The organism is Sedimentitalea sp. (assembly GCF_039973035.1).
Lineage (GTDB): Bacteria > Pseudomonadota > Alphaproteobacteria > Rhodobacterales > Rhodobacteraceae > Sedimentitalea.
Genome location: NZ_JBDWLR010000086.1, coordinates 94,096 through 113,976, shown reverse-complemented (window position 1 = coordinate 113,976; position 19,881 = coordinate 94,096). Strand labels below are relative to the sequence as shown.

Annotated in this window: 19 protein-coding genes and 1 tRNA gene; 15 read left to right on the top strand and 5 right to left on the bottom strand. The window is 57.5% G+C overall.

What is annotated here, in order from left to right:
- Positions 1 to 75 precede the first annotated feature (75 nt).
- On the bottom strand, positions 76 to 1,992 hold the full coding sequence (locus ABJO75_RS21835) for a CoA-transferase (protein ID WP_348126536.1): 1,917 nt from the start codon (positions 1,990 to 1,992) through the stop codon (positions 76 to 78).
- An 11-nt stretch (positions 1,993 to 2,003) separates the two neighbouring features.
- On the opposite strand from ABJO75_RS21835, the gene ABJO75_RS21830 reads away from it, so the two are divergent.
- A complete protein-coding gene (locus ABJO75_RS21830) occupies positions 2,004 to 3,098 on the top strand; it encodes a trypsin-like serine protease (RefSeq protein WP_348126535.1) in 1,095 nt (364 codons plus the stop codon).
- A gap of 62 nt (positions 3,099 to 3,160) precedes the next feature.
- On the opposite strand, the gene ABJO75_RS21825 is transcribed toward ABJO75_RS21830, so the two are convergent.
- Positions 3,161 to 3,235, bottom strand: a tRNA-Thr gene (locus ABJO75_RS21825).
- 83 nt (positions 3,236 to 3,318) lie between these two features.
- On the opposite strand from ABJO75_RS21825, the gene ABJO75_RS21820 reads away from it, so the two are divergent.
- The 9 genes from ABJO75_RS21820 to ispD all read left to right on the top strand — a co-directional run bounded on the left by ABJO75_RS21820 (position 3,319) and on the right by ispD (position 9,552).
- Positions 3,319 to 3,477 (top strand): hypothetical protein, encoded by a 159-nt coding sequence (locus ABJO75_RS21820; RefSeq protein WP_348126533.1) that lies wholly within the window; start codon positions 3,319 to 3,321, stop codon positions 3,475 to 3,477.
- A complete protein-coding gene (gene murA / locus ABJO75_RS21815) occupies positions 3,478 to 4,746 on the top strand; it encodes a UDP-N-acetylglucosamine 1-carboxyvinyltransferase (RefSeq protein ID WP_348126531.1) in 1,269 nt (422 codons plus the stop codon). It abuts the gene before it with no gap.
- Positions 4,743 to 5,213, top strand: a complete 471-nt coding sequence (locus ABJO75_RS21810) for a DUF2948 family protein (RefSeq protein ID WP_348126529.1) — start codon at positions 4,743 to 4,745, stop codon at positions 5,211 to 5,213. Before murA ends, ABJO75_RS21810 begins: the two co-directional genes overlap by 4 nt.
- Entirely contained in the window at positions 5,210 to 5,710 is a 501-nt protein-coding gene (locus ABJO75_RS21805; RefSeq protein WP_348126527.1) for a GNAT family N-acetyltransferase, read from the top strand. The genes ABJO75_RS21810 and ABJO75_RS21805 overlap by 4 nt, the downstream gene beginning before the upstream one ends.
- Before the next feature lie 99 nt (positions 5,711 to 5,809).
- Positions 5,810 to 6,313, top strand: a complete 504-nt coding sequence (locus ABJO75_RS21800; protein WP_348126525.1) for an anthrone oxygenase family protein — start codon at positions 5,810 to 5,812, stop codon at positions 6,311 to 6,313.
- Between the two features lie 52 nt (positions 6,314 to 6,365).
- Positions 6,366 to 7,682, top strand: a complete 1,317-nt coding sequence (gene hisD, locus ABJO75_RS21795) for a histidinol dehydrogenase (protein ID WP_348126523.1) — start codon at positions 6,366 to 6,368, stop codon at positions 7,680 to 7,682.
- Between the two features lie 225 nt (positions 7,683 to 7,907).
- Positions 7,908 to 8,387: a UPF0262 family protein gene (locus ABJO75_RS21790; protein WP_348126521.1), complete on the top strand. Its 480-nt coding sequence runs from the start codon at positions 7,908 to 7,910 to the stop codon at positions 8,385 to 8,387.
- Positions 8,388 to 8,389: 2 nt separating this feature from the next.
- Positions 8,390 to 8,848 carry a low molecular weight phosphatase family protein gene (locus tag ABJO75_RS21785; RefSeq protein WP_348126520.1) on the top strand — a complete coding sequence of 153 codons (459 nt, stop codon included), beginning with the start codon at positions 8,390 to 8,392 and terminating at the stop codon, positions 8,846 to 8,848.
- Positions 8,845 to 9,552 carry a 2-C-methyl-D-erythritol 4-phosphate cytidylyltransferase gene (gene ispD / locus ABJO75_RS21780; protein ID WP_348126518.1) on the top strand — a complete coding sequence of 236 codons (708 nt, stop codon included), beginning with the start codon at positions 8,845 to 8,847 and terminating at the stop codon, positions 9,550 to 9,552. Before ABJO75_RS21785 ends, ispD begins: the two co-directional genes overlap by 4 nt.
- A 19-nt stretch (positions 9,553 to 9,571) precedes the next feature.
- Here ispD and ABJO75_RS21775 read toward each other — a convergent pair whose 3' ends face one another.
- Positions 9,572 to 11,230 carry a hypothetical protein gene (locus ABJO75_RS21775; RefSeq protein WP_348126516.1) on the bottom strand — a complete coding sequence of 553 codons (1,659 nt, stop codon included), beginning with the start codon at positions 11,228 to 11,230 and terminating at the stop codon, positions 9,572 to 9,574.
- 204 nt (positions 11,231 to 11,434) lie between these two features.
- Between ABJO75_RS21775 and ABJO75_RS21770 the strand changes: the two genes are divergently transcribed.
- Together ABJO75_RS21770 and ABJO75_RS21765 are read left to right on the top strand one after the other, a co-directional pair.
- Entirely contained in the window at positions 11,435 to 12,112 is a 678-nt protein-coding gene (locus tag ABJO75_RS21770) for a rhomboid family intramembrane serine protease (protein ID WP_348414119.1), read from the top strand.
- 217 nt (positions 12,113 to 12,329) lie between these two features.
- Positions 12,330 to 13,007 (top strand): VPLPA-CTERM sorting domain-containing protein, encoded by a 678-nt coding sequence (locus tag ABJO75_RS21765; protein ID WP_348126512.1) that lies wholly within the window; start codon positions 12,330 to 12,332, stop codon positions 13,005 to 13,007.
- Between the two features lie 227 nt (positions 13,008 to 13,234).
- Here ABJO75_RS21765 and ABJO75_RS21760 read toward each other — a convergent pair whose 3' ends face one another.
- On the bottom strand, positions 13,235 to 14,092 hold the full coding sequence (locus tag ABJO75_RS21760) for an AAA family ATPase (protein WP_348126510.1): 858 nt from the start codon (positions 14,090 to 14,092) through the stop codon (positions 13,235 to 13,237).
- 621 nt (positions 14,093 to 14,713) lie between these two features.
- Between ABJO75_RS21760 and ABJO75_RS21755 the strand changes: the two genes are divergently transcribed.
- Both ABJO75_RS21755 and ABJO75_RS21750 read left to right on the top strand, forming a co-directional pair.
- A complete protein-coding gene (locus tag ABJO75_RS21755) occupies positions 14,714 to 15,403 on the top strand; it encodes a sugar transferase (protein WP_348126508.1) in 690 nt (229 codons plus the stop codon).
- Between the two features lie 60 nt (positions 15,404 to 15,463).
- Complete coding sequence (locus ABJO75_RS21750; protein WP_348126506.1) at positions 15,464 to 17,917, top strand: tetratricopeptide repeat protein; 2,454 nt, start codon at positions 15,464 to 15,466, stop codon at positions 17,915 to 17,917.
- A gap of 227 nt (positions 17,918 to 18,144) precedes the next feature.
- Here the strand turns inward: ABJO75_RS21750 and ABJO75_RS21745 are convergent, their stop codons facing one another.
- On the bottom strand, positions 18,145 to 18,507 hold the full coding sequence (locus tag ABJO75_RS21745; RefSeq protein WP_348126504.1) for a hypothetical protein: 363 nt from the start codon (positions 18,505 to 18,507) through the stop codon (positions 18,145 to 18,147).
- A gap of 57 nt (positions 18,508 to 18,564) precedes the next feature.
- On the opposite strand from ABJO75_RS21745, the gene pncB reads away from it, so the two are divergent.
- Positions 18,565 to 19,857, top strand: a complete 1,293-nt coding sequence (gene pncB, locus ABJO75_RS21740; protein WP_348126502.1) for a nicotinate phosphoribosyltransferase — start codon at positions 18,565 to 18,567, stop codon at positions 19,855 to 19,857.
- Positions 19,858 to 19,881: the final 24 nt, after the last annotated feature.

The following is a 19,881-nucleotide window of genomic DNA, read 5'->3' as shown; positions in this document are numbered from 1 at the left end:
TTTTATCTTTATCCCCGTATGGGGCGAAAACGAACACAGCGGGTTGAGATGTTTTGCCAGCGAACTAAGCGCGGCTCAGTCCAGAAAGTTGCGCGCCTGTTCACTTGTTTCAAATATATGCGTGCGGGCGTCGGGAAAGACCTTGCCCAGCTTCATGCGCATGAAGGCCGATCCAGAATAGCGCGAGACCTTGCCATAATAACGCGCCGTCAGGTCGGCCACCATGCGCGCCCAGTCAGGCTCGAGCGCCTCGTCAATGCGAAACCCGTCGTAATTGACGACCACGTCCACTGGCTGCTGCATTGGCGCGCAGGTTTCGGCCACAAGGCGGCCAACCCGCTCGACTTCGGCCTGAGAACGCACCCGCATCTTTTCAAAATTCAGGAACAGTTGATGTCTCGCCGGATCCAGCGCAATCCGATCCGGCAGATCAAGGTGCAACAGATCGGTCCTCAAGTCCATTTTGACCGGGCTGAAGAGGCGCGCATCCATCAACGTGACCTCTTCGATGGTCGGGTGCACAGCCATCTGGGCGAGAATATCGCGATCCAGATCAACGCCCGGCGCGATTTCGATCAGTTTCAGCCCATCCGGTGTTAACTCGAACACACAGCGCTCGGTCACATATGTCACGCGCTGGCCAAGCCGACCGGCACGGGCACCGGAAAAGGTAATCTGCTCGACCTGTTCAAGAAACTTGCGCGATTTGCCTTCACGGCGAATCTCGACCGCACCACCCGACACCGCGACATCAATACCCCGGGCCGTGAACGTACCGGCAAACACCACAGCGCGTGCATTCTGGCTGATATTGACAAAGCCGCCGGCCCCTGCCAATCGCGACCCAAAGCGCGAGACGTTGACGTTGCCGTTCCGGTCCGCCTGCGCCAGCCCGAGGCAAGTCATATCGAGCCCCCCGCCATCGTAGAAATCGAACTGGTTGTTTTGCGGGATCACCGCATCAATATTGACCGCAGCCCCGAAATCGAGCCCCGAGGCGGGCTGTCCACCAATCACACCCGGTTCTGCGGTGAGTGTCACGTGTTCCAGCAAACCTTCTTCGGCGGCCACACAGGCCACGCCCTCGGGCATACCGATGCCAAGGTTGACGACGCCGTTCACCGGTAACTCGAACGCACAGCGTCGCGCGATCACCTTGCGGGCATCCAGCGGCATCGGAGGGATTTCCCCTTCTGGCGTCCGCATCCGCCCCGTGAACCCTTGGTTAAAGGCCGTGGCATAAGTCTGAACATGGTGCTCTGGTTTTGCAACCACCACCGCATCGACAAAAATACCCGGAATGTGCACGTCACGCGCGGGCAGCGTGCGGGCCTTGGCAATCCGCTCGACCTGCACAATCACCACGCCACCTGCATTCTTCACCGCCATCGCCTGCGCAAGATTGTCGATGGTGAGCGCCTCGCGCTCCATCGTCACATTCCCCGCTTCATCGGCCGTTGTACCCCGCAAAAGCGCGACAGTCAGCTTTTGTGACGGGTAAAACAGCACCTCTTCTCCGGCGACCTCCATCAATTCGACCTGCGCCTCGGTCGAGATGTCGTTGATCGCTCCGCCGCCATTCCTCGGATCGACAAAGGTCTCCAGACCCACCTTGGACAGCATCCCTGGCTTTCCGGCAGCGATATCGCGATACAACTGGCTGATGCAGCCCTGCGGCAGGTTCCAACCCTTGATCTTTCCCGCGACCGCAAGCGCCGCAATTTTAGGGATCAACCCCCAATGACCGCCGACCACCCGATTAAGCAACCCATCATGGCCTAGCCGATTCAACCCCCGCGCCTTGCCATCGCCCTGCCCCGCGGCAAAGACAAGCGACAGGTCACGGGGATGCCCGGTCTCGAGGAACCGTGTCTCAACGGCCGCCAGCAGTTCATCAGGCACGCCAATGCCAACAAAACCCGAGGTGGTAAGTGTATCGCCATCCTTTACGAGGGCGGCGGCATCAGCGGCGGAAACGACCTTGTTCAACATCTGTCGAGTCTATGCTGCAGCCTATCGGCAAGACAACACCGGCGATGTTTTTAGCCGCACCAGCACAGCGAAAGAAGGTCGCGCCGGTCAGCTGTTGGGCAGTGACGAATTTCTTCGTCCGTTGTGCAGCCAAAAGCACGCCGCGCCCTGCGAGGGGAGGAGTCGTGCCACCAAGGATGAAGCGTGATAGCAACTTACTGGACCAACAAATCTGTTCAGGCGGCGACCTATCGGATAGCACTCAAGAGAAGGACAACCCGATGAGGCGATTATTATCTGTTCTTGGCCTCAGCGCCCTTCTCCTTCTGCCCGGGCAAGCCCCAATGGCGCAGAACACTGGCCCAGATGCCGGATATCTCAGAGAAAACAACTTTGCGCCGGAACTGGACGGCATCTGTGCCAGTGGCCGCAGCATGTCGACGGGTTGCGACGCCATCCGCAATCGAGAAATCGTAGATGCCGCTACCGCGCCGTGGCGGGCAATCGGACGTGTCAACTTTGCAAGCACCCAGACACGACATCACTGCACCGGGACACTTGTATCGGAGCAGGTTGTATTGACCGCCGCACATTGTCTTTACAACCTCCCGAGGAAGGTCTGGTTGCCGCCGCAGAGTATTGTTTTCGTCGCGGGATTTCAGCGCGGAACCAGCGAGGCCATTTCCCGTGGAAAGCGCTATGTTCTAGACGGAACGCAAAATACAGACATGCGGAATTTTCAACCATCTCCCGAGAGAGATTGGGCCTTGCTTATCCTAGAAGACCCAATTGGGCGCGAGGTCGGATACTTGGACATAGCCCCACCGGAACTGATGCAGGAAGAAAACACAGATTTCCTGCTCGCCGGGTACTCTGGATTGCGGCCCAACGTTTTGTCACTCGCCACAGATTGCGGTCGGCCGACGATCGGGGCAAAAAACGCTTTGCTTCAAAGATGTTCGGCCATGCCGGGCGATTCCGGCGCACCGATGCTGATCCGAAAGAACGATGAGTTCCACGTTGCCGGGGTGTTCTCAAGCATCGTCAGCCAGAGAGAGAGCTACGCTAGCTTGGCAGTGTCATCCATTCTCTTTGCCGACCCCCTAAACGAATTGCTCGAAAGATAGTCGGCAAACTGCGCGGAACACGATCCATCGCGCAACAAAATCGTCATAGTGATGTCAAAAAATGGTGCTGCTGCAGAGAATCGAACTCTGGACCTCTCCCTTACCAAGGGAGTGCTCTACCTCTGAGCTACAGCAGCGCCGTGCGCGGCTCATTAGACGCAAACGAGATATCCTGCAAGGACAAACTGGACCCTTTTTATGTGCTGCGCTAGAGAGGGGCATGGCAGGTAACACCCCATCCCGTCCAGACAAGCCGCGAGGGCAGAGCCGAGAGGACCGGCTCAAGTCCGCGCTCAAGGCGAATTTGGCACGCCGAAAGGCGCAGGCGCGCGCGCGCTCGGACGAGGTGGGCAATAAGAAAGACAAGGAACAAGAGTAGATGGATTCGATTTTGGTGACAGGGAACGGACCATTGTCCGGGCAAATCCCGATTGCGGGGGCCAAGAATGCCTGCCTGACCTTGATGCCAGCAACGTTGCTGAGCGACGAACCGCTGACCCTGACCAATGCGCCGCGACTAAGTGACATCCGCACCATGACCGAACTTCTCGGCTCGCTTGGGGCCGAGGTCAGCCAGCTTCAGGATGGGCAGGTTCTGGCCATGTCGAGCCATGATCTGAACAACCACACCGCAGACTATGACATCGTCCGCAAAATGCGCGCATCGATTCTGGTGCTGGGGCCAATGCTGGCCCGGGACGGTCATGCGATTGTTTCGTTGCCGGGCGGCTGCGCGATCGGGGCGCGCCCGGTTGACCTGCATCTTAAAGCGCTTGAAGCGCTCGGCGCTGAATTGGAACTTAAAGACGGTTACGTGCACGCCAAGGCGCCAGGTGGACTGAAAGGCGGTAAGGTCGATTTCCCGCTGGTATCGGTCGGGGCCACGGAAAACGCGCTGATGGCAGCGACACTGGCCAAGGGCACAACCGTGATCACCAACGCCGCGCGCGAGCCAGAAATCGTCGATCTCGCCCATTGCCTGCAAAAGATGGGCGCGCAAATCGAAGGCGAAGGCACCAGCACGATTACCATTCAAGGTGTCGACCGGCTGCACGGGGCCACACACCCGGTGGTCACCGATCGGATCGAACTCGGGACCTATATGCTCGCCCCCGCCATCTGTGGTGGCGAGGTCGAACTGTTGGGCGGGCGTATGGGCCTCGTAGGTGCATTTTGTGAAAAGCTCGATGCGGCCGGAATCGACGTACGCGAGACCGAAAAAGGTCTGTCGGTCAAACGCCGGGGAGATCACGTGAAAGCCGTTGATGTCACGACCGAGCCCTTTCCCGGATTCCCAACCGACCTTCAGGCGCAGATGATGGCGCTGCTATGCACGGCTGACGGTGTCAGCGTGCTTGAAGAGAAGATTTTCGAGAACCGGTTCATGCACGCGCCGGAACTTTTGCGGATGGGCGCACAGATCGACGTTCATGGCGGCACCGCCACCGTCACCGGCGTTGACCGGCTCAAGGGCGCGCCAGTGATGGCGACTGACTTGCGGGCTTCGGTCTCGCTGATCCTTGCCGGGCTGGCTGCCGAAGGCGACACAACTGTCAGCCGGGTCTATCATCTGGATCGCGGATATGAACATGTGGTGCGCAAGCTTGAAGGCGTGGGCGCAAAAATCGAACGGATCAAAGAACAGTGACACAGGATGCGACATTCGAAGACGGCCGTGAGTCTCCGCTGAACCTTGGCGCGCAGGATGCCGACGATCTGCAGGTGATATCCTCGCTTGTTCAGGATGCGGTTTTTCCGATTACGGAAATGCGCTGGCAGGCAAAACAACACCGCTTCGGCTTGTTGCTCAACCGTTTTCGCTGGGAAGATGACGCACGCAGCCGCCATGCGCCCGAGCGGGTCCAATCCTTGCTGGTGGTTGATGATGTTGTGGCGGTGTCTTCGCAAGGTATCGACCGGGGAGAGACGGATCTGATTCTGTCACTGCTCTCAATTGATTTTGAGCCCTCAGAGGACGGCGCCGGAGAGCTACTGCTGACATTGGCAGGAGACGGCGCGCTCCGTTTGAAGGTCGAGGCGCTGGATGTCACGCTCAAGGACGTCACCCGCCCCTATATCGCGCCGTCTGGGAAAATTCCGGATCATCCTGAATGATGCAGGCGCGCCAGCTTTGCCGGGCTGATGTCGGCATCTGGCGCGATCTGCGAAGTGAGGGTGTCCGGCTGTTTCCCGATGACTTTCTGCCGTCGTTGAACGAAGTCGAAACCGTCAGCACGGAGCAGGATATGCAGATGATCGCACAGGGCGGGCGATATGGCGTATTCGATGGCTCAACCCCGATGGGCATCGCGGCGATCAGACAAGAAGTCTTTGAGCGCGCACGCCACAGGGCGTTCATCGGTCCCTTCTATGTCATTCCACAAGCGCAGGGCACCGGAGCGGCGGACCTTCTGATCGCAGCGCTCGTGGATCATGCGGTTCAGGCAGGTATTTGGCAGCATGAGCTCTGCGTTGCAGAAACCAACACCCGCGCGATTGCATTCTATGAACGGCACGGGTTTCAACGTACAGGGCACTGGCCCAACGCCATTGTGACGTCACGCGGCCCGCAGCATGACTGGTTCTATGTGCGCGAATTGGCGCGGGATTAGTCACGCCTCTATTCTTGAACAAGTACTTTTCTCAGGACCGCCGGAAACCGCGCGCGGGTGCGTTGAAGAATTATTACTATTTCAAACAGGGATTCATTTATGCGATTTCTTCTTTTCCCCATGTCGATCCTGTCACTGGTGTTGACCGGCGCCATATTCGGATTTTTCTTCGCCTGGGTTTGCTCCACGATGTGGGGGTTGGATCAGATCGATCCGAACGTCGCGATCGAGGCGATGCAGGCAATGAACGCTTCGGTCCGCAACGCCACTTTTGCCCCGGCCTTTTTCGGCACGCCGGTTGCGCTGTTGCTGACCACCATTATCGCCTGGAAATCCGGTGCAACGCAGTCTGCGATCTGGTTTGCCATCGCCGGTGTCGTCTATTTTGCGGGCGGTCTGATCCTGACGATGCAGATCAATGTCCCGATGAACGAGGCGCTTGGGGCATTAACCACCCCACTTGAGGCAGCGGAGGCCAAACGGGTCTGGACCGACTATTCCAGTGTCTGGCAGTTTTGGAACCAGGCCCGGACTGTAGCGTCGGGCGTTGCGCTGACGTGCGTTGGGCTGGGCCTTGCTGCGTTGTCACATCGCCGCCGTTGACCCTTGAGGCGCATCAGTCCTGAGGGTATGTGGGCCGCCAAAGGAGATCCACATGCCCCAGTTTCTGGACACCACGTCGCCTGACTTTGAAACAGCGTTCGCGGCGCTGTTGTCAGCCAAGCGCGAGGACAGCCCGGATGTGGACGCGGTTGTTGCCGATATCATAGCCGACGTGCGTGCCCGTGGTGATGATGCGGTGATCGAACTCACCACACGGTTTGATCGGCTTGAGCTCTCTCCCTCAACCCTGCGCATTACGCCGGATGAAATCGAACGGGCCGTTGCACAGGTTTCAGACAAGGAGCGCACCGCGCTGGCACTCGCCGCCGAACGCATCCGGGCCTATCACGTGCGCCAGATGCCGGAAGACCAGACATGGACCGATCCAGAAGGGGCAACGCTAGGCTGGCGATGGTCGGCAGTGGGCGCGGCCGGGCTGTATGTGCCGGGTGGTCTGGCCTCTTACCCGTCTTCGGTCCTGATGAACGCGATTCCGGCCAAGGTTGCCGGAGTGGAACGGTTGGCAATGGTCGTGCCGACGCCCGATGGGGTGATCAATCCACTGGTGCTGCTGGCTGCGCAGATCGCCGGTGTGGACGAAATCTACCGCATTGGCGGTGCACAGGCGATTGCCGCGCTTGCCTATGGCACCGCAACCATCCCGCCCGTGGACAAGATCACCGGCCCCGGAAATGCCTTTGTGGCAGCGGCCAAGCGACGAGTCTTTGGCAAGGTCGGCATCGACATGATTGCCGGCCCGTCCGAAATCTTGGTGATCGCGGACAAGGACAATGATCCAGACTGGATCGCGTTGGACCTGCTGAGCCAGGCGGAACACGATGAAAGTGCGCAGTCGATCCTGATCACCGATGACGCCGGCTTTGGCCGCGCTGTGGCCGACGCCGTAGAAACACGTCTGCAAACGCTGGAACGAACCGCCATCGCCGGAGTCAGCTGGCGCGATTTTGGGGCGATCATCACGGTACGCGATCTGGACGAAGCCGCGGACTTGTCCAACCGCATAGCACCGGAGCATCTTGAGCTTTGTGTCGCCGACCCGGATGCACTCTCGGCGCAAACGATTCACGCAGGAGCCATCTTTCTTGGGAAATGGACACCCGAAGCAATCGGCGACTATGTCGGCGGTCCCAACCACGTTCTGCCCACAGCACGCTCTGCACGGTTTTCGTCAGGCCTGTCGGTGATCGACTTCCTCAAACGCACGACACTGTCCCAGATGACGCCAAACGCCCTGCGCGCCATCGGAGAGGCTGCTGAAACACTGGCGTTCTCCGAAAGTCTTCAAGCGCACGGTCTGTCTGTTAGGGCGCGGCTGTCAGCACTGAACAGTTCGACCGACGATTCCTAAAGACCCTGAGCAAGCCGTCATTGCTTTCAGGCGATCGGCCGAGAGGCGCGCCAGATCTTTGACTAAGCGATTTGACCCTATTGCGGCACATTTCTCTCCGATGGGTCGATTACACTGCAAATTCCACAATTCGCCGCCGTCGTCGAAGCGTCCACGCGGCGCCATGGATTGCGGCGGTCGCGCGATCAAGCTAATCCTGTCGAAATCGACAAAGGACAGGCCAGGATGAGTCACATTGCCCATATCGCGCTGGATGATGCCAATCTGCCAGCGCCCACGCCCGAGATCGAACAAGAGCGCAAGGTCGCCATGTTCGACTTGCTTGAGGGAAACAGCTTTGCCTTGCCCAAACGCGACGACCGGCTGGTGCCCGACGGCCCGTATAACCTGAACCTGTCGATCCGCGACAAGCGCCTTGTCTTTGACGTGCGCACCGAACAAGACCAGCTTGCTGCAGAATTCCATCTGTCGCTTGGACCTTTTCGGCAAGTGGTCAAGGACTATTACCAGATCTGCAAAAGCTACTATGATGCGGTCAAGACCATGCCACCAGGTCAAATCGAAACAATCGATATGGCCCGGCGCGGCATTCACGATGAAGGCAGCCGCGTTCTTCAGGAACGGCTCGAAGGCAAGGCCGAGATCGATACTGATACCGCACGCCGCCTGTTCACCCTGATTTCCATTCTGCATTTCGGAGGCTAGGGGTGCTGCCACTGCCCCAGTCGATCCTTTTTTGCTGCGATCATAACGCTGTCCGCTCGCCCATGGCCGAGGGGATCATGAAGAAGTTCTATGGCAGCGACACCTATGTGCAGTCCGTCGGCGTCAATAACGACATGGAGATTGACGGCTTTGCCATCGCCGTGTGCGAAGAAATCAATGTCGAACTGTCGCGGCACCGCTCGCGCAGCTTTGACGAGATGGAGCGATGGGGCGATGACTTGTCGTCGTTTGATCTGGTGGTTGCTCTCTCTCCTGCCAGCCAGCGGCGCGCGCTGGAGTTGACGCGTTACTTTCACCTGACGGTAGAATACTGGCCGATCCTTGATCCGACCGGTCTGGGTGAAACCCGCGACACCAAGCTGGCCAGCTATCGGCAGACCCGAGATCAGATCGTCGGCCACCTCAAAGACCGCTGGGGCCCACCGGTGGAAACGGCATGACAGTTGCAGTCGTAATCGTTGCCGCCGGACGGGGGCGCAGGCTGGGTGCCGAGATACCCAAGCAGTATATTCCGCTTGGCGATGCCTGCTCGCTGCGCCGTGTCGCAGAGACATTTCTGGCGCTCAATGCCGTGCGCTGGATCATTCCGGTGATCCATCCTGATGATCGTCCTTTGTGTTCGGACGCGCTGGACGGGCTGCAGGATGCACGCCTCTTGCCTGCCGTCGATGGCGCCGAGACGCGGGCAAAGTCAGTGCGCTGCGGGCTGGAAAGGCTCGCCCCCTATGATCCGGAATGTGTGTTGATCCACGACGCCGCCCGTCCGTTTCTACCGACATCGGTGATATTCGACGTGATCGATGCCTTGCGCCACAGCAACGGCGCCTGTGCAGCCCTGCCCCTTGTGGATGCGCTTTGGACATCGAAGGACGGCGCGGCGGTGACTCCGGTACCCCGAGACGGCGTGTGGCGCGCTCAGACGCCCCAGGGGTTCTCATTCGCCAAAATCCTGAACGCCCATCGCAATCATGACGGGAACGCGGCTGACGATGTTGCCGTTGCCAAAGAGGCGGGTCTTGATGTGACGTTTGTCAGGGGCGCGGAGCAAAATTACAAGATCACCACCTCAGACGATCTGGCACGGGCCAATCGGGACGTTCAGGTTCTGGATTCAAAGCGCGCCAGCAGCGGCGGGAAAAACTAAGCCGTGGCAATTCGTTAAGCTAGTTTTCAGGATCCTCGCGCACCAAACTGAGCAACGGCGGCTCCTCTGGTGTCAGTACAAGCTGATAGGTTGCACCGCTACCATCTGCGGGCTGCCCGGCTGCATCAAAATCTTCCTGCGCTTCCCCGGTTGTCCGGGTCCACCCATGTAGCGTTCCGTCCGCAGCATAGTTGAAACGATCAACCCAAGGTGCTGACCAATGCAACCGTGGATCATAGGGCGCGCCTCGCCCCTGTGCGTCATAGTCTATACTAACAAGTCGCGCGGATCCTTCTGCGGGCGCTTCATAGGTTCGGAGCTGATGGGTCGGAAAACTGATGGAAATGATCGCCGGTGCGCTATCTGACCGTCCGTTCCACGCAAAAACACCGATATCGACCCGCGATGTTTCCAGCGCCTCTCCGTCCGTACCGTTGCGAGGCGGAAGAACGAAGGCATCATGCCAGTTGACCGTGATCCGCGCCGTTTTCCCATCCGGACCCTGCGGTTCGATCCGAACCCGCGTCGGGTCACCGCGCAACAACACCCAGTCAAATCGCAACACATGACCATTGGGGTCAACGGTTGGCGCGGTACTCACGACCATCTGACGTTCCCACGCAAACCCACGCCAGATGCGCGCGATTGCCGATGGGGTCGTGAACAGATGCTCGTCCAGCCCGGCCAACCCTGTACTCTGAACAAAATCCTCCTCTACGACCTTAAGCCGGACGATGGGCGGAATGTCTTCAGGACGCATCGCGGCGGCCTGCCCGATCATGCGTTCAGGCTGAAGCCTTTCCCAGGCAAAAACCGTGGGATGCGCAATCGCAGACAGGTAGTTGGCCTGGGTTCTGACCCCTTTCAGGTTACGCCGCATGATCATCTGTACGGTCGGAGCAATCAGCCCGTTTTCCTCCAGCGCCGCGCGCGTGTCGGCAGGAAAGGACGCCAGCGTCATGGCGGTGGCATCCATGAATGGATAATCAGAACCAGACGATCCCTGGCTCACCGTGGTATAGGGCCAGTTTGCGGGATACAGATCGAGAGCATCGTGGTCGCGATGCTCCGGATACATATAGAGGCTGTTTGACACATAGTCCCGATAGGCACGCGCCGCACCACCGGGTGCGGTCATGACGTGTCTGACCAAACTCCGCGCATGCAGACCTGAGGTCATCGCCGTCGACGAGTTCCCAAAAACCAAAGACGGAACAAGAATCGGTCCCGCCAAACCATAGTCGGCACCGCCGCTGACAAGTTCTGGGGCATATTTGAGAAACGTCAGGTTTGGGAACCTTGAAGGCGCCAACGTCGAATGGCCTCGATCCCGGTTGTCATACAAAATCCGGTCAAAGCCCTGCGATACCCCGCGCGCCACGAGGCCGCGCAATTGTTGCGCCGCGCCGCTCTCGTCCACCGGATCAACAGCGGGCAGCGCCGGGTCGGCGGGCAAACCCGTGATGTTCTGGGCGATCTTTGGCCCGCTTCCAAAGCTGGTCAGATCTTTCAGCGTCAGGGTCAGTTCAGCCGCATGTCCGCCCGCCCCCCAGACACCAAGTACGACCACTGCTGGCCGAAGCAACCGGCGCACCCTTCTCAGAAGGCCGGATGCGTCCCGGCTCGCGGCTTGGCCAACACAATTGGATTTGTTGCGTTGCAGAGTTGTTCTGATCATGACCCTGGATCCTCGATACTCATCACGATGTCAGTCTGCCGTGCAATGCTCGCAAGGTGAAGCCCTCGATCACGTGCCGCGTTCAGGGGTTCTGCCAAACACCGATGTTTCCTCTTCCGGTACAGGTCCTGATCCGTCTGACGGCACATCGCTGTTCACCTGCTGCCCCTTGTTGTTCCTGCAACTGCACGGCACAAAAAGGCAATGAACGGGCAGGATGAGACCGCGATTCGATCTAGCCGCCAGCCCGAAAGGTCATGGCGGCCAGCACCCGTTGTGATTTGCATCGTTGTCATCACCTGTTTCATCGAGTTTCTTCTGGAGGCCAGCGATCTTGGCCTGATCGGCACCACGCGCTGGCGTGGAATTGCCTATGAAAACGGCGCTTTCTGGGTTGGATTACTCGACAACTGGCAACCGAACTATGCCGCGCAACCCTGGCTGATGTTCCTGAGTTATCAGGGCCTGCATACAGGGTTTTCACATCTGGCAGGCAACATGATCGTGCTCCTTATCGTCGGGCATATCGTGGTTCGGCGGGTCGGTCAGACGTGGTTTGCCGCAATCTATGTTCTGTCGGGCCTTGGCGGTGCATTGGGTTTCGCCCTGCTCAGCGATAGCGCACAGCCGATGGTCGGTGCGTCCGGCGCGCTCTTTGGTTTGGTGGGCGCATGGAAATGGCAGGATTGGTTCTTTAGTTCACAGAGCGGATACAGCCGTAAGTCCCTTGTCATAGATATCATCGGTTTGATTCTCTTGAACGTTCTGCTTTGGGCGATTCAGGATGGGCAACTCGCGTGGGAAACGCATTTGGGCGGTTTCCTGACCGGGTGGCTGGCCGCTACACTGGTGATTCCGCGCCGAGAGGATCCGGGCCGATAGGCCGAAGCCTTCGATTCCGCGCCGCTTTGCGAAACAAAGTGGAATCTCGTGCGCTACAGTTTCCGAAAGCCGGGGTAAAACCTTTGATTTTAACCAAGGTTTACCGAACATCATTCCTCTTGGGGCCCAGCTGAACTAAGTATCTCCCTGTAAAGTGACTGCGCCACGTGAGTGTTAGGCGCATCGAGTGCCCAAGTTGGTAACAAGTAGGAATATTATGTTTAACGGTTTGAAAACACTGGGAGTGGTCGCAGTTCTGGTTTCACTGCCAGCAATGGCGTCAGCCGCCACCATCCGCGTTTACGACATCGCTTCAAAGCCCAAGGTCTTGCTTGAAAGGGTTCTGGATACCGGTGACATGACCAGAGCCAAGTCAGACGGCACCGACGCCAACATGTCCTGGGACATCACAGTGACCCCACAGGATATGGCAGGACAATCCCGGCTAAATACAATCGCGGTCACGACAAGCGGTGTCGGGGCGATCATGATCCTTGTTTCCGAGGACAACTTTGGCGCCGGCGCTGGCGGGACCTCCACCTCATTGGTTCAACTGGACGTGGCGGCAACGACTGTTGGCAAGTCCCTCATGGTCAAGGGCTATGTGGATGATAACAACAGGCTGTTCTCAAAGCATACAGCCATCGATGCGGGCGGCGTTCTTTTGAACAGTTCGGTGAGCGGTTTCCAGACCGGCCAAAACACATTGAGCAAAATCCTCACCGACCCGTTTTCGATGACCACGGCATTCATGATCCGCCACAATGACGCAAATGACATGACGTCGTTTGATGCAACACAAGTTGCTGCCGTTCCGGTACCGGCGGCTGGGATGATGCTGCTCACCGCATTGGGCGGTCTGGGTCTCGCACGGCGTCGGCGCAAGGCGTCCTGACTGTTCAGCAGCACCAATAAAAGAATTCACGGGGCCATATGGCCTCCGTTTTCGCGGACGCCGTCCGACCAATGCCGGACAATGGGCCGAATTAGCTCGCCTACGCCACTCTTGTTCAGCGCTTGGTAAGACAGATGAGATGATGCGAGCCGGGAAACGCACTACTGGCGACACATGGTCAAAAATCGAGAAATGAGTTCTGCAAACCCGTCCCTCAGAAGCCCGCTCTAGGCGAGCGCCTCTGAACCGTATCCGCGTTCACAAAAGAACACGCCATCATCAATCACCGACTGCACAACCGGCGCAGTGACGACTTTGCTGACCTCTTCGGTCCAGCAGTAAAGCAATGCGAAATCGCACAATTGATTGACAAGACGCGGCACCCCGCCGGTTACGCCGTGGATCAGCGTACAGGCGCCGGTGCTGAACACATCGCTATCGGCGCCGGCAACCTTCATTCTGTGTCGAATATAGGCTTGGGTGGCATCCGCATTCATCCGGTTGAGATGAAAGCTCGACGAGATACGCTGGGCCAACTGGCTCATGCTCGGATGGCGCACCATATCTCTCAACTCGGGCTGTCCAACAAGGATGAGCTGCACCAATTCATCCTTGTTGGAGTTGATGTTGATCAGCATGCGCAGTTCTTCAAGACCCTCGCGAGAGACGTTCTGCGCCTCGTCAAAAACCAAAACGACCCGCTTACCCCGCGCATATTCACCGATCAAGAAATCCTGAAGCGCCTGAAAATGCTGGACGTATCCGTCTTCTGCGTCAAAGGGGATGTCCAATGAGTTCAGGACCCACTGCAAGAGTTCACCGCGGCTTCCCTGTGCGTTGGATACAAGGCCAACGGTCACATCCTCCTCCATCTGACTCAGCAGATTTTGCAGCAGCGTGGTCTTGCCTGCGCCAACCTCTCCGGTCAGCATCGTGATAGGCGCGTGCGACAGGATACCGAACTCCAGTATCGAATAGGCGCGCCGGTGCTGTGGGGACCAATAGATGAACTCGGGGTCCGGAACGAGCGTGAACGGACGCTCGGTCAGGCCGAAATAGTCAAGGTAAAATGAAGATTGTGTCATCTTGGGTCAAATACCTGAAAACGGGTTGCTACTCATAAACTACAGCCGGACTTGCTTGATACCGGTTAACACCAGACACACTTGGGACGTTCCAATGCCTAAAACAAGAGACCCATCTGCGACTTCAATCAACACGTTGTGCCTTACCCTTGATCGATTTGCCCGCCGGAACGGTGGGAAAATGTGGTTAGCGCGCGGCGGAACTGCCGCAAACAAGCAAATTTCGGCCTCCGACGACGCGCAGATGACCGACTCAGCACCGGTTTCTCATCCGGGTACAGTTGTTATGATGGTCAACTAAATCGAAACAATGAAAGGTATGTGCCCAAATTGTGGCGACACTGGGTGACGTAACGTCCAATCGCCTCAGTATCGCGAGCCCGCAAAAGCCGTTTATACAGGTGTTTGGCTAACTCTCGCTTATTTTATCGAGCCGTAAAATTCAATATATTTACTATTTATCAATTACTTAACTAAAATCTACAACTTAAGGTAGTTGAGAAAGCGGTTGTTTATGCGCAAATTTTCGCTAAGTTGTAGAGCATTGCTAGTGTAGCTGTTGCGGTCGTTTTGGACCGCGTCTTGTAACCAATGAACTTGTTAATTTTAAGTGAGTGTAAGATGACTTTTCCAATTAATGATCCGACACGCCTTCAAGGAGTGTCACTTTCCGATATCGTTCCATCGACAAGCGGTCGCAAACTGGACCTTTATACAGGTCTTGGAAAGCGCGTCTGTGACTTGGTTGTCATTCTGTTGACCGCTCCGGTCACCGTGCCCCTGATGCTGCTGACCGCCTTTCTCGTGGCGCTTGACGGAGGCTCTCCGATCTACATCCAGAAACGGATCGGAAAGAATGGCCGCCTCTTTAACATGTACAAATTCCGCACGATGGTGCCGAATGCCGATCAGCGTCTGGCCGAATACCTGTCAGAGCATCCTCAGGCGTTGGCCGAATGGAATCGCAGCCAGAAACTGCGTCATGACCCGCGCGTCACCCGGATTGGCGCGTATCTGCGCAAGTGTTCGCTCGATGAATTGCCCCAGCTGATCAATGTATTCTTGGGTGATATGGCTCTTATTGGTCCCCGGCCCATGATGATCGAGCAGGAAAACATGTACCCCGGTCGTGCATACTACTGGATGCGCCCCGGTATTTCCGGCCTGTGGCAGGTGACAGAGCGTAACGAAAGCGCCTTTTCCGACCGGGCGCGTTACGATGACAAGTATTTCTACAACATGACATTCGCAAATGATTGCAAAATCATCGCCAAAACCTTTGTTGTCGTGGTCCGCGGAACCGGATACTGATTCTGCGGTAACCACAACAACCCGGGGTTTAGTAGAGTGCAGAATGTTCGGAATAATCGCGTGCGTACGCGCACGGGTCGCGTTGGCCTCGCTATACTTCTATCGGCGGGACTTAGCTTTGCAGCGGCATGTGATACATCCGAGGAACGCGCCGAGTCGCACTATCAATCCGCTCTGTCGCTGCTTGAAGAAGGTGATGTCGAGCGCGCCCTGATCGAATTCCGCAACGTATTTCAGTTGAACGGCACCCACGAAGGTGCGCGCGAAACCTATGCTCGCACGCTGTATGAACACGGCCATATCCCGGACGCCTATGGTGAATACCTTCGTCTGGTCGAGCAATATCCCGAAAATCTCGAGGGCCAGCGTGCGCTGGCAGAAATCGCTGCATCCACGCAGAACTGGTCTGACGCGGAAAGTCACGTGGCCAAGGCACTTGCCCTTGCCCCCGATGACATCAAACTGCTCTCCATCGAAAACGCCGTTGCCTATTTCAACGCCGTACAGGCGCGCGAAGACGACGCCCAACAGGCAGCGATCGTAAAGGCACAAGCCCTGATCACCGAAGACAGCAGCCTCAAGAATGCACGCAATATCCTGATCGACAACCTGCTGCGCAAACAGGAATGGTATGCGGCGCTTGATGCAATCGACGATGGTTTGGCGATCGACCCGGATCAAAAGGATCTATACGGCATTCGCCTTGGCATCCTCCAGCAGGTTGGCGATCTGAAAGGTATCGAGGCCCAGCTGCGCGACCTCATGGATCGTTTCCCGCAAGAACGCGGCGCGTACAAACAGACACTGGTGCGTTTTCTGATCAATCAGCAAAAACTTGACGAAGCAGAAACGTTCATTCGCTCAGAGGCCGAACGCGAAGGAGCCAGCCCCGAAGATCGCGTGTTTCTCATCAGCTTTCTGGAGCAGATGCGCGGACAAGAGGCTGCACTGGCAGAGGTTGAAAAGCAACTCGCAGCAGGTCTTGCGGATGATGCCAACTTTCGGTCCATGCGCGCCAAGTTGAATTTCCAGATGGGTGAAACCGATGCCGGTATCGCCGAAATGGAGGAACTGACCGCGGATGCAGAACGAAACGATCTGACGCGCAGCTTTGAAGTTGATCTTGCCCGGATGCTGTTTCAGCAGGACAACGCCGTCGGTGCCCGCGCATTGGTGGAAAAAGTCTTGGCCGAAGACCCCGCCCAGCCCGACGCCGTCAAGCTCAAGGCCAACTGGCTGATCGACGACGACGAAACCGCGGATGCGATTGCTATGCTGCGGGATGCGCTGAACGATTCACCCGATGACGCCGACATCATGTCGCTGATGGCCCGCGCCTACGAGCGGGAGGGCAATCAGGATCTGCGCTCCGAAATGCTTGCGCTCGCCGTTCAGGCATCCGGAAAGGCACCCGTCGAATCTCTGCGCTATGCCAGCTCCCTTGCCGACGACGATAATCTGCTGGCAGCAGAAGGTATCCTGATCGATGCACTCCGGCTTGCCCCACAAAACCCTGCACTTCTGGCTGCACTCGGAGACGTCTACACTAGGATGGAAGACTGGTCGCGAACCGACGATGTTATCGCGGCTCTCAATGCTCTGGATGATCCGAACGCACGACGTCAGGCAACCGAACTGACAGCGCGTAAATTGACCGGTCAGGATCGCTCCGAGGAACTGACAACCTTGCTCGAAGGCTTGGAAAATGATGCGGCATTGGGCAAAAGCGCACAGTATGCATTGCTTCGGAGCCGGCTGGAAACGGACGGTCCGGAAGCGGCAGAAACGTATCTGAACGATTTGCTGGCCGAAAGCCCAGACGATGCGACCCTGCGCTTTATGAAAGGCGGTTTCCTTGCCGAGGCAGGAGAAACCGCAGAAGCCGAAGAACAGTTTCGCGCGTTGCTCGCCGAAAATCCACAATACGCCAATGTCTGGATCGCACTGTACCGTATGAAGCAACAGGCCGGCGACTTGGATGCTGCCAACGCCGTTCTTGACGAAGCCCTTGCGGCGCTTCCGACAAACGGCACCTTGTTGTGGGCCAAGGCAGGCGAGCTTGAGCGCGCTGGCGATCTGGATGCCGCGATCGAAATCTATGAAGCCATGTATGTTGAGAATTCTAACTCGCTGATCGTTGCCAACAACCTTGCAAGCCTGCTCGCAACCCATCGCGGGGATGAAGAAAGCCTACAGCGCGCCTATACCGTGTCGCGCCGCCTTCGCGAAAGCGACGTCCCGGCATTTCAGGATACCTTTGGTTGGATCAGCCACCGCCGAGGCAACCACGAAGCCGCGCTGGAACACCTGAGAGCCGCCGCCGCAGGGTTGCCGGGGGATGTGACAGTGCAATACCACTTGGCAGCCAATCTGGCAGCGCTTGAGATGACCGAGGAAGCTCTGGGACAGTTCCAGAAGGTGAAGGCAATGATCAACGCGGAAAACCCGCCCGCGTTCTCGGCAGAGGTTGACAGCGCGATCCAGCAATTGAGCCAACCGGCAGCCAGCGAGTAACCGGAACCTCAGCGTTACCGGAACCACCTGGGTTCATCACTCTCGTTTGGCATTTTATTTGAACCTCCCCGTGTTCGGGGAGGTTCTTTTCTGTAGCTTAAACACCCTACACCTATGTGTAAGGCAGTTCACAAGACGCCGGGAGCAACGTCTAGGCCGCCGAGCAGCTCCCCTCCAATGATGGCTTCGTCAAGGTCAAGAGCTTCGCCGCCATTGGCATCAAGTGCTCAGGAATCAGCGCCGCATGAGGTCTCGAGATCTGTGGGCGCATCGACACCACAGGCATATCCACCACACTCGGCACTGGCAGCAGCCGCGGTCGGGAAATTCCAACCCTCATCGCATTCGTCACTCTCTTTGCCCTCATTACCTTCGTTGCCTTCATCGTCCTCGTTGTTTTCGTTTCCCTCTTTGCATTCGTCAAGATCACTAAGGTCTCCAGTTGGCATGCCTGCAGAAATCAAACGCGCCGCTGCTGTTCGAATTTCTTCAAACAATTCTGTTTCGAAAAACAAGTTCCTCCGCCGTCCTAGCTGCACAACAGCGGCGTTGAGTATTTCATCCAAAGGCCCAAATGTTCTTTCCGCCAAGGGCTTGCCCCTCAAGTCTAGGGTTGGCAGAAGTGTCAGGCAGTAGGAGAACCGCACATGGTCGACATCGCGACGCGCGTCTATAACCACAAGTGGAAGATCGACCCCATTGTACGGTCGCTGATCGACACCGATTTCTACAAGCTGTTGATGTGCCAGTCGGTGTTCCGCAACAAGCCCGATACCGAAGTGGCGTTTTCACTGATCAACCGCACCACCCGCATACCCCTCGCGGACCTGATCGACGAAGGGGAACTGCGCGAGCAGTTGGACCACATTCGTTCGCTCAGCCTGAGCCGGGGGGAAAGTACATGGCTGCGCGGCAACACGTTCTATGGCAAGCGCCAGATGTTCCGCTCAGATTTCATGGAGTGGTTCGAGAACCTGCGCCTGCCTGCCTACCATCTGGAGCGCCGCGGCGATCAGTACGAATTGACCTTTGAAGGCAGCTGGCCCGAGGTCATGCTGTGGGAAATTCCGGCATTGGCGGTGTTGATGGAACTGCGCGGCCGCGCGGTACTTGATGGGATGGGGCGGTTTGAACTGCAGGTGCTCTACGCCCAGGCGATGACCCGCGTTTGGGAGAAGATCGAGCGCCTGCGCGATGTGGAACCCTTGGGAATTGCCGATTTCGGCACCCGCCGTAGGCATTCCTTTCTCTGGCAGGATTGGTGTGTGCAGGCGATGATGGAAGGGTTGGGCAAGAAGTTCACCGGCACGTCAAATTGCCTGATCGCCATGCGGCGCGAGGTCGAGGCGATCGGGACCAATGCCCATGAGTTGCCGATGGTCTATGCCGCGCTGGCCGAGGACGATGCCGCCTTGGCGCGCGCACCTTATGACGTTCTGTCCGATTGGCACGAAGAACATGAAGGCAATCTGCGCATCATCCTTCCGGATACCTATGGCACGCAAGGGTTTCTGGACAATGCGCCTGACTGGCTCGCCGGGTGGACCGGCATTCGGATCGACAGCGGTGACCCCGCCGCCGCCGCCCGCATTGCTATCGACTGGTGGAAATCGCGTGGAGAGGACCCCAAGCAAAAGCGGGTGATCTTTTCGGATGGGCTGGACGTTGAGAAGATCATCGAACTTTCCCGCGAGTTCGCAGGTGAAACCAACGCCTCGTTCGGCTGGGGCACCTTGCTGACCAATGATTTCCGCGGGCTGGTCCCCGATGATGCGCTGGCTCCATTCTCCCTTGTTTGCAAGGCAGTAGCTGCGAACGGGCGCCCAACGGTCAAGCTGTCGGACAACCCTGAAAAAGCCATGGGTCCTGCCGACGAGATCGAACGCTACAAACGTGTTTTCGGAGTGGGCGATCAGGAACGACTCGAGGTGTTGGTCTAATCCCTGTGATCGGTTTTGGCGCAT

Excerpts from the sequence above, each read along its gene's own strand:
- ABJO75_RS21835 (WP_348126536.1), bottom strand. The coding sequence starts at position 1,992 with ATGTTGAACAAGGTCGTTTCCGCCGCTGATGCCGCCGCCCTCGTAAAG.
- ABJO75_RS21830 (WP_348126535.1), top strand. The coding sequence starts at position 2,004 with ATGCTGCAGCCTATCGGCAAGACAACACCGGCGATGTTTTTAGCCGCA.
- ABJO75_RS21820 (WP_348126533.1), top strand. The coding sequence starts at position 3,319 with ATGGCAGGTAACACCCCATCCCGTCCAGACAAGCCGCGAGGGCAGAGC.
- murA (WP_348126531.1), top strand. The coding sequence starts at position 3,478 with ATGGATTCGATTTTGGTGACAGGGAACGGACCATTGTCCGGGCAAATC.
- ABJO75_RS21805 (WP_348126527.1), top strand. The coding sequence starts at position 5,210 with ATGATGCAGGCGCGCCAGCTTTGCCGGGCTGATGTCGGCATCTGGCGC.
- ABJO75_RS21800 (WP_348126525.1), top strand. The coding sequence starts at position 5,810 with ATGCGATTTCTTCTTTTCCCCATGTCGATCCTGTCACTGGTGTTGACC.
- hisD (WP_348126523.1), top strand. The coding sequence starts at position 6,366 with ATGCCCCAGTTTCTGGACACCACGTCGCCTGACTTTGAAACAGCGTTC.
- ABJO75_RS21790 (WP_348126521.1), top strand. The coding sequence starts at position 7,908 with ATGAGTCACATTGCCCATATCGCGCTGGATGATGCCAATCTGCCAGCG.
- ispD (WP_348126518.1), top strand. The coding sequence starts at position 8,845 with ATGACAGTTGCAGTCGTAATCGTTGCCGCCGGACGGGGGCGCAGGCTG.
- ABJO75_RS21775 (WP_348126516.1), bottom strand. The coding sequence starts at position 11,230 with ATGATCAGAACAACTCTGCAACGCAACAAATCCAATTGTGTTGGCCAA.
- ABJO75_RS21770 (WP_348414119.1), top strand. The coding sequence starts at position 11,435 with ATGAACGGGCAGGATGAGACCGCGATTCGATCTAGCCGCCAGCCCGAA.
- ABJO75_RS21765 (WP_348126512.1), top strand. The coding sequence starts at position 12,330 with ATGTTTAACGGTTTGAAAACACTGGGAGTGGTCGCAGTTCTGGTTTCA.
- ABJO75_RS21760 (WP_348126510.1), bottom strand. The coding sequence starts at position 14,092 with ATGACACAATCTTCATTTTACCTTGACTATTTCGGCCTGACCGAGCGT.
- ABJO75_RS21755 (WP_348126508.1), top strand. The coding sequence starts at position 14,714 with ATGACTTTTCCAATTAATGATCCGACACGCCTTCAAGGAGTGTCACTT.
- pncB (WP_348126502.1), top strand. The coding sequence starts at position 18,565 with ATGGTCGACATCGCGACGCGCGTCTATAACCACAAGTGGAAGATCGAC.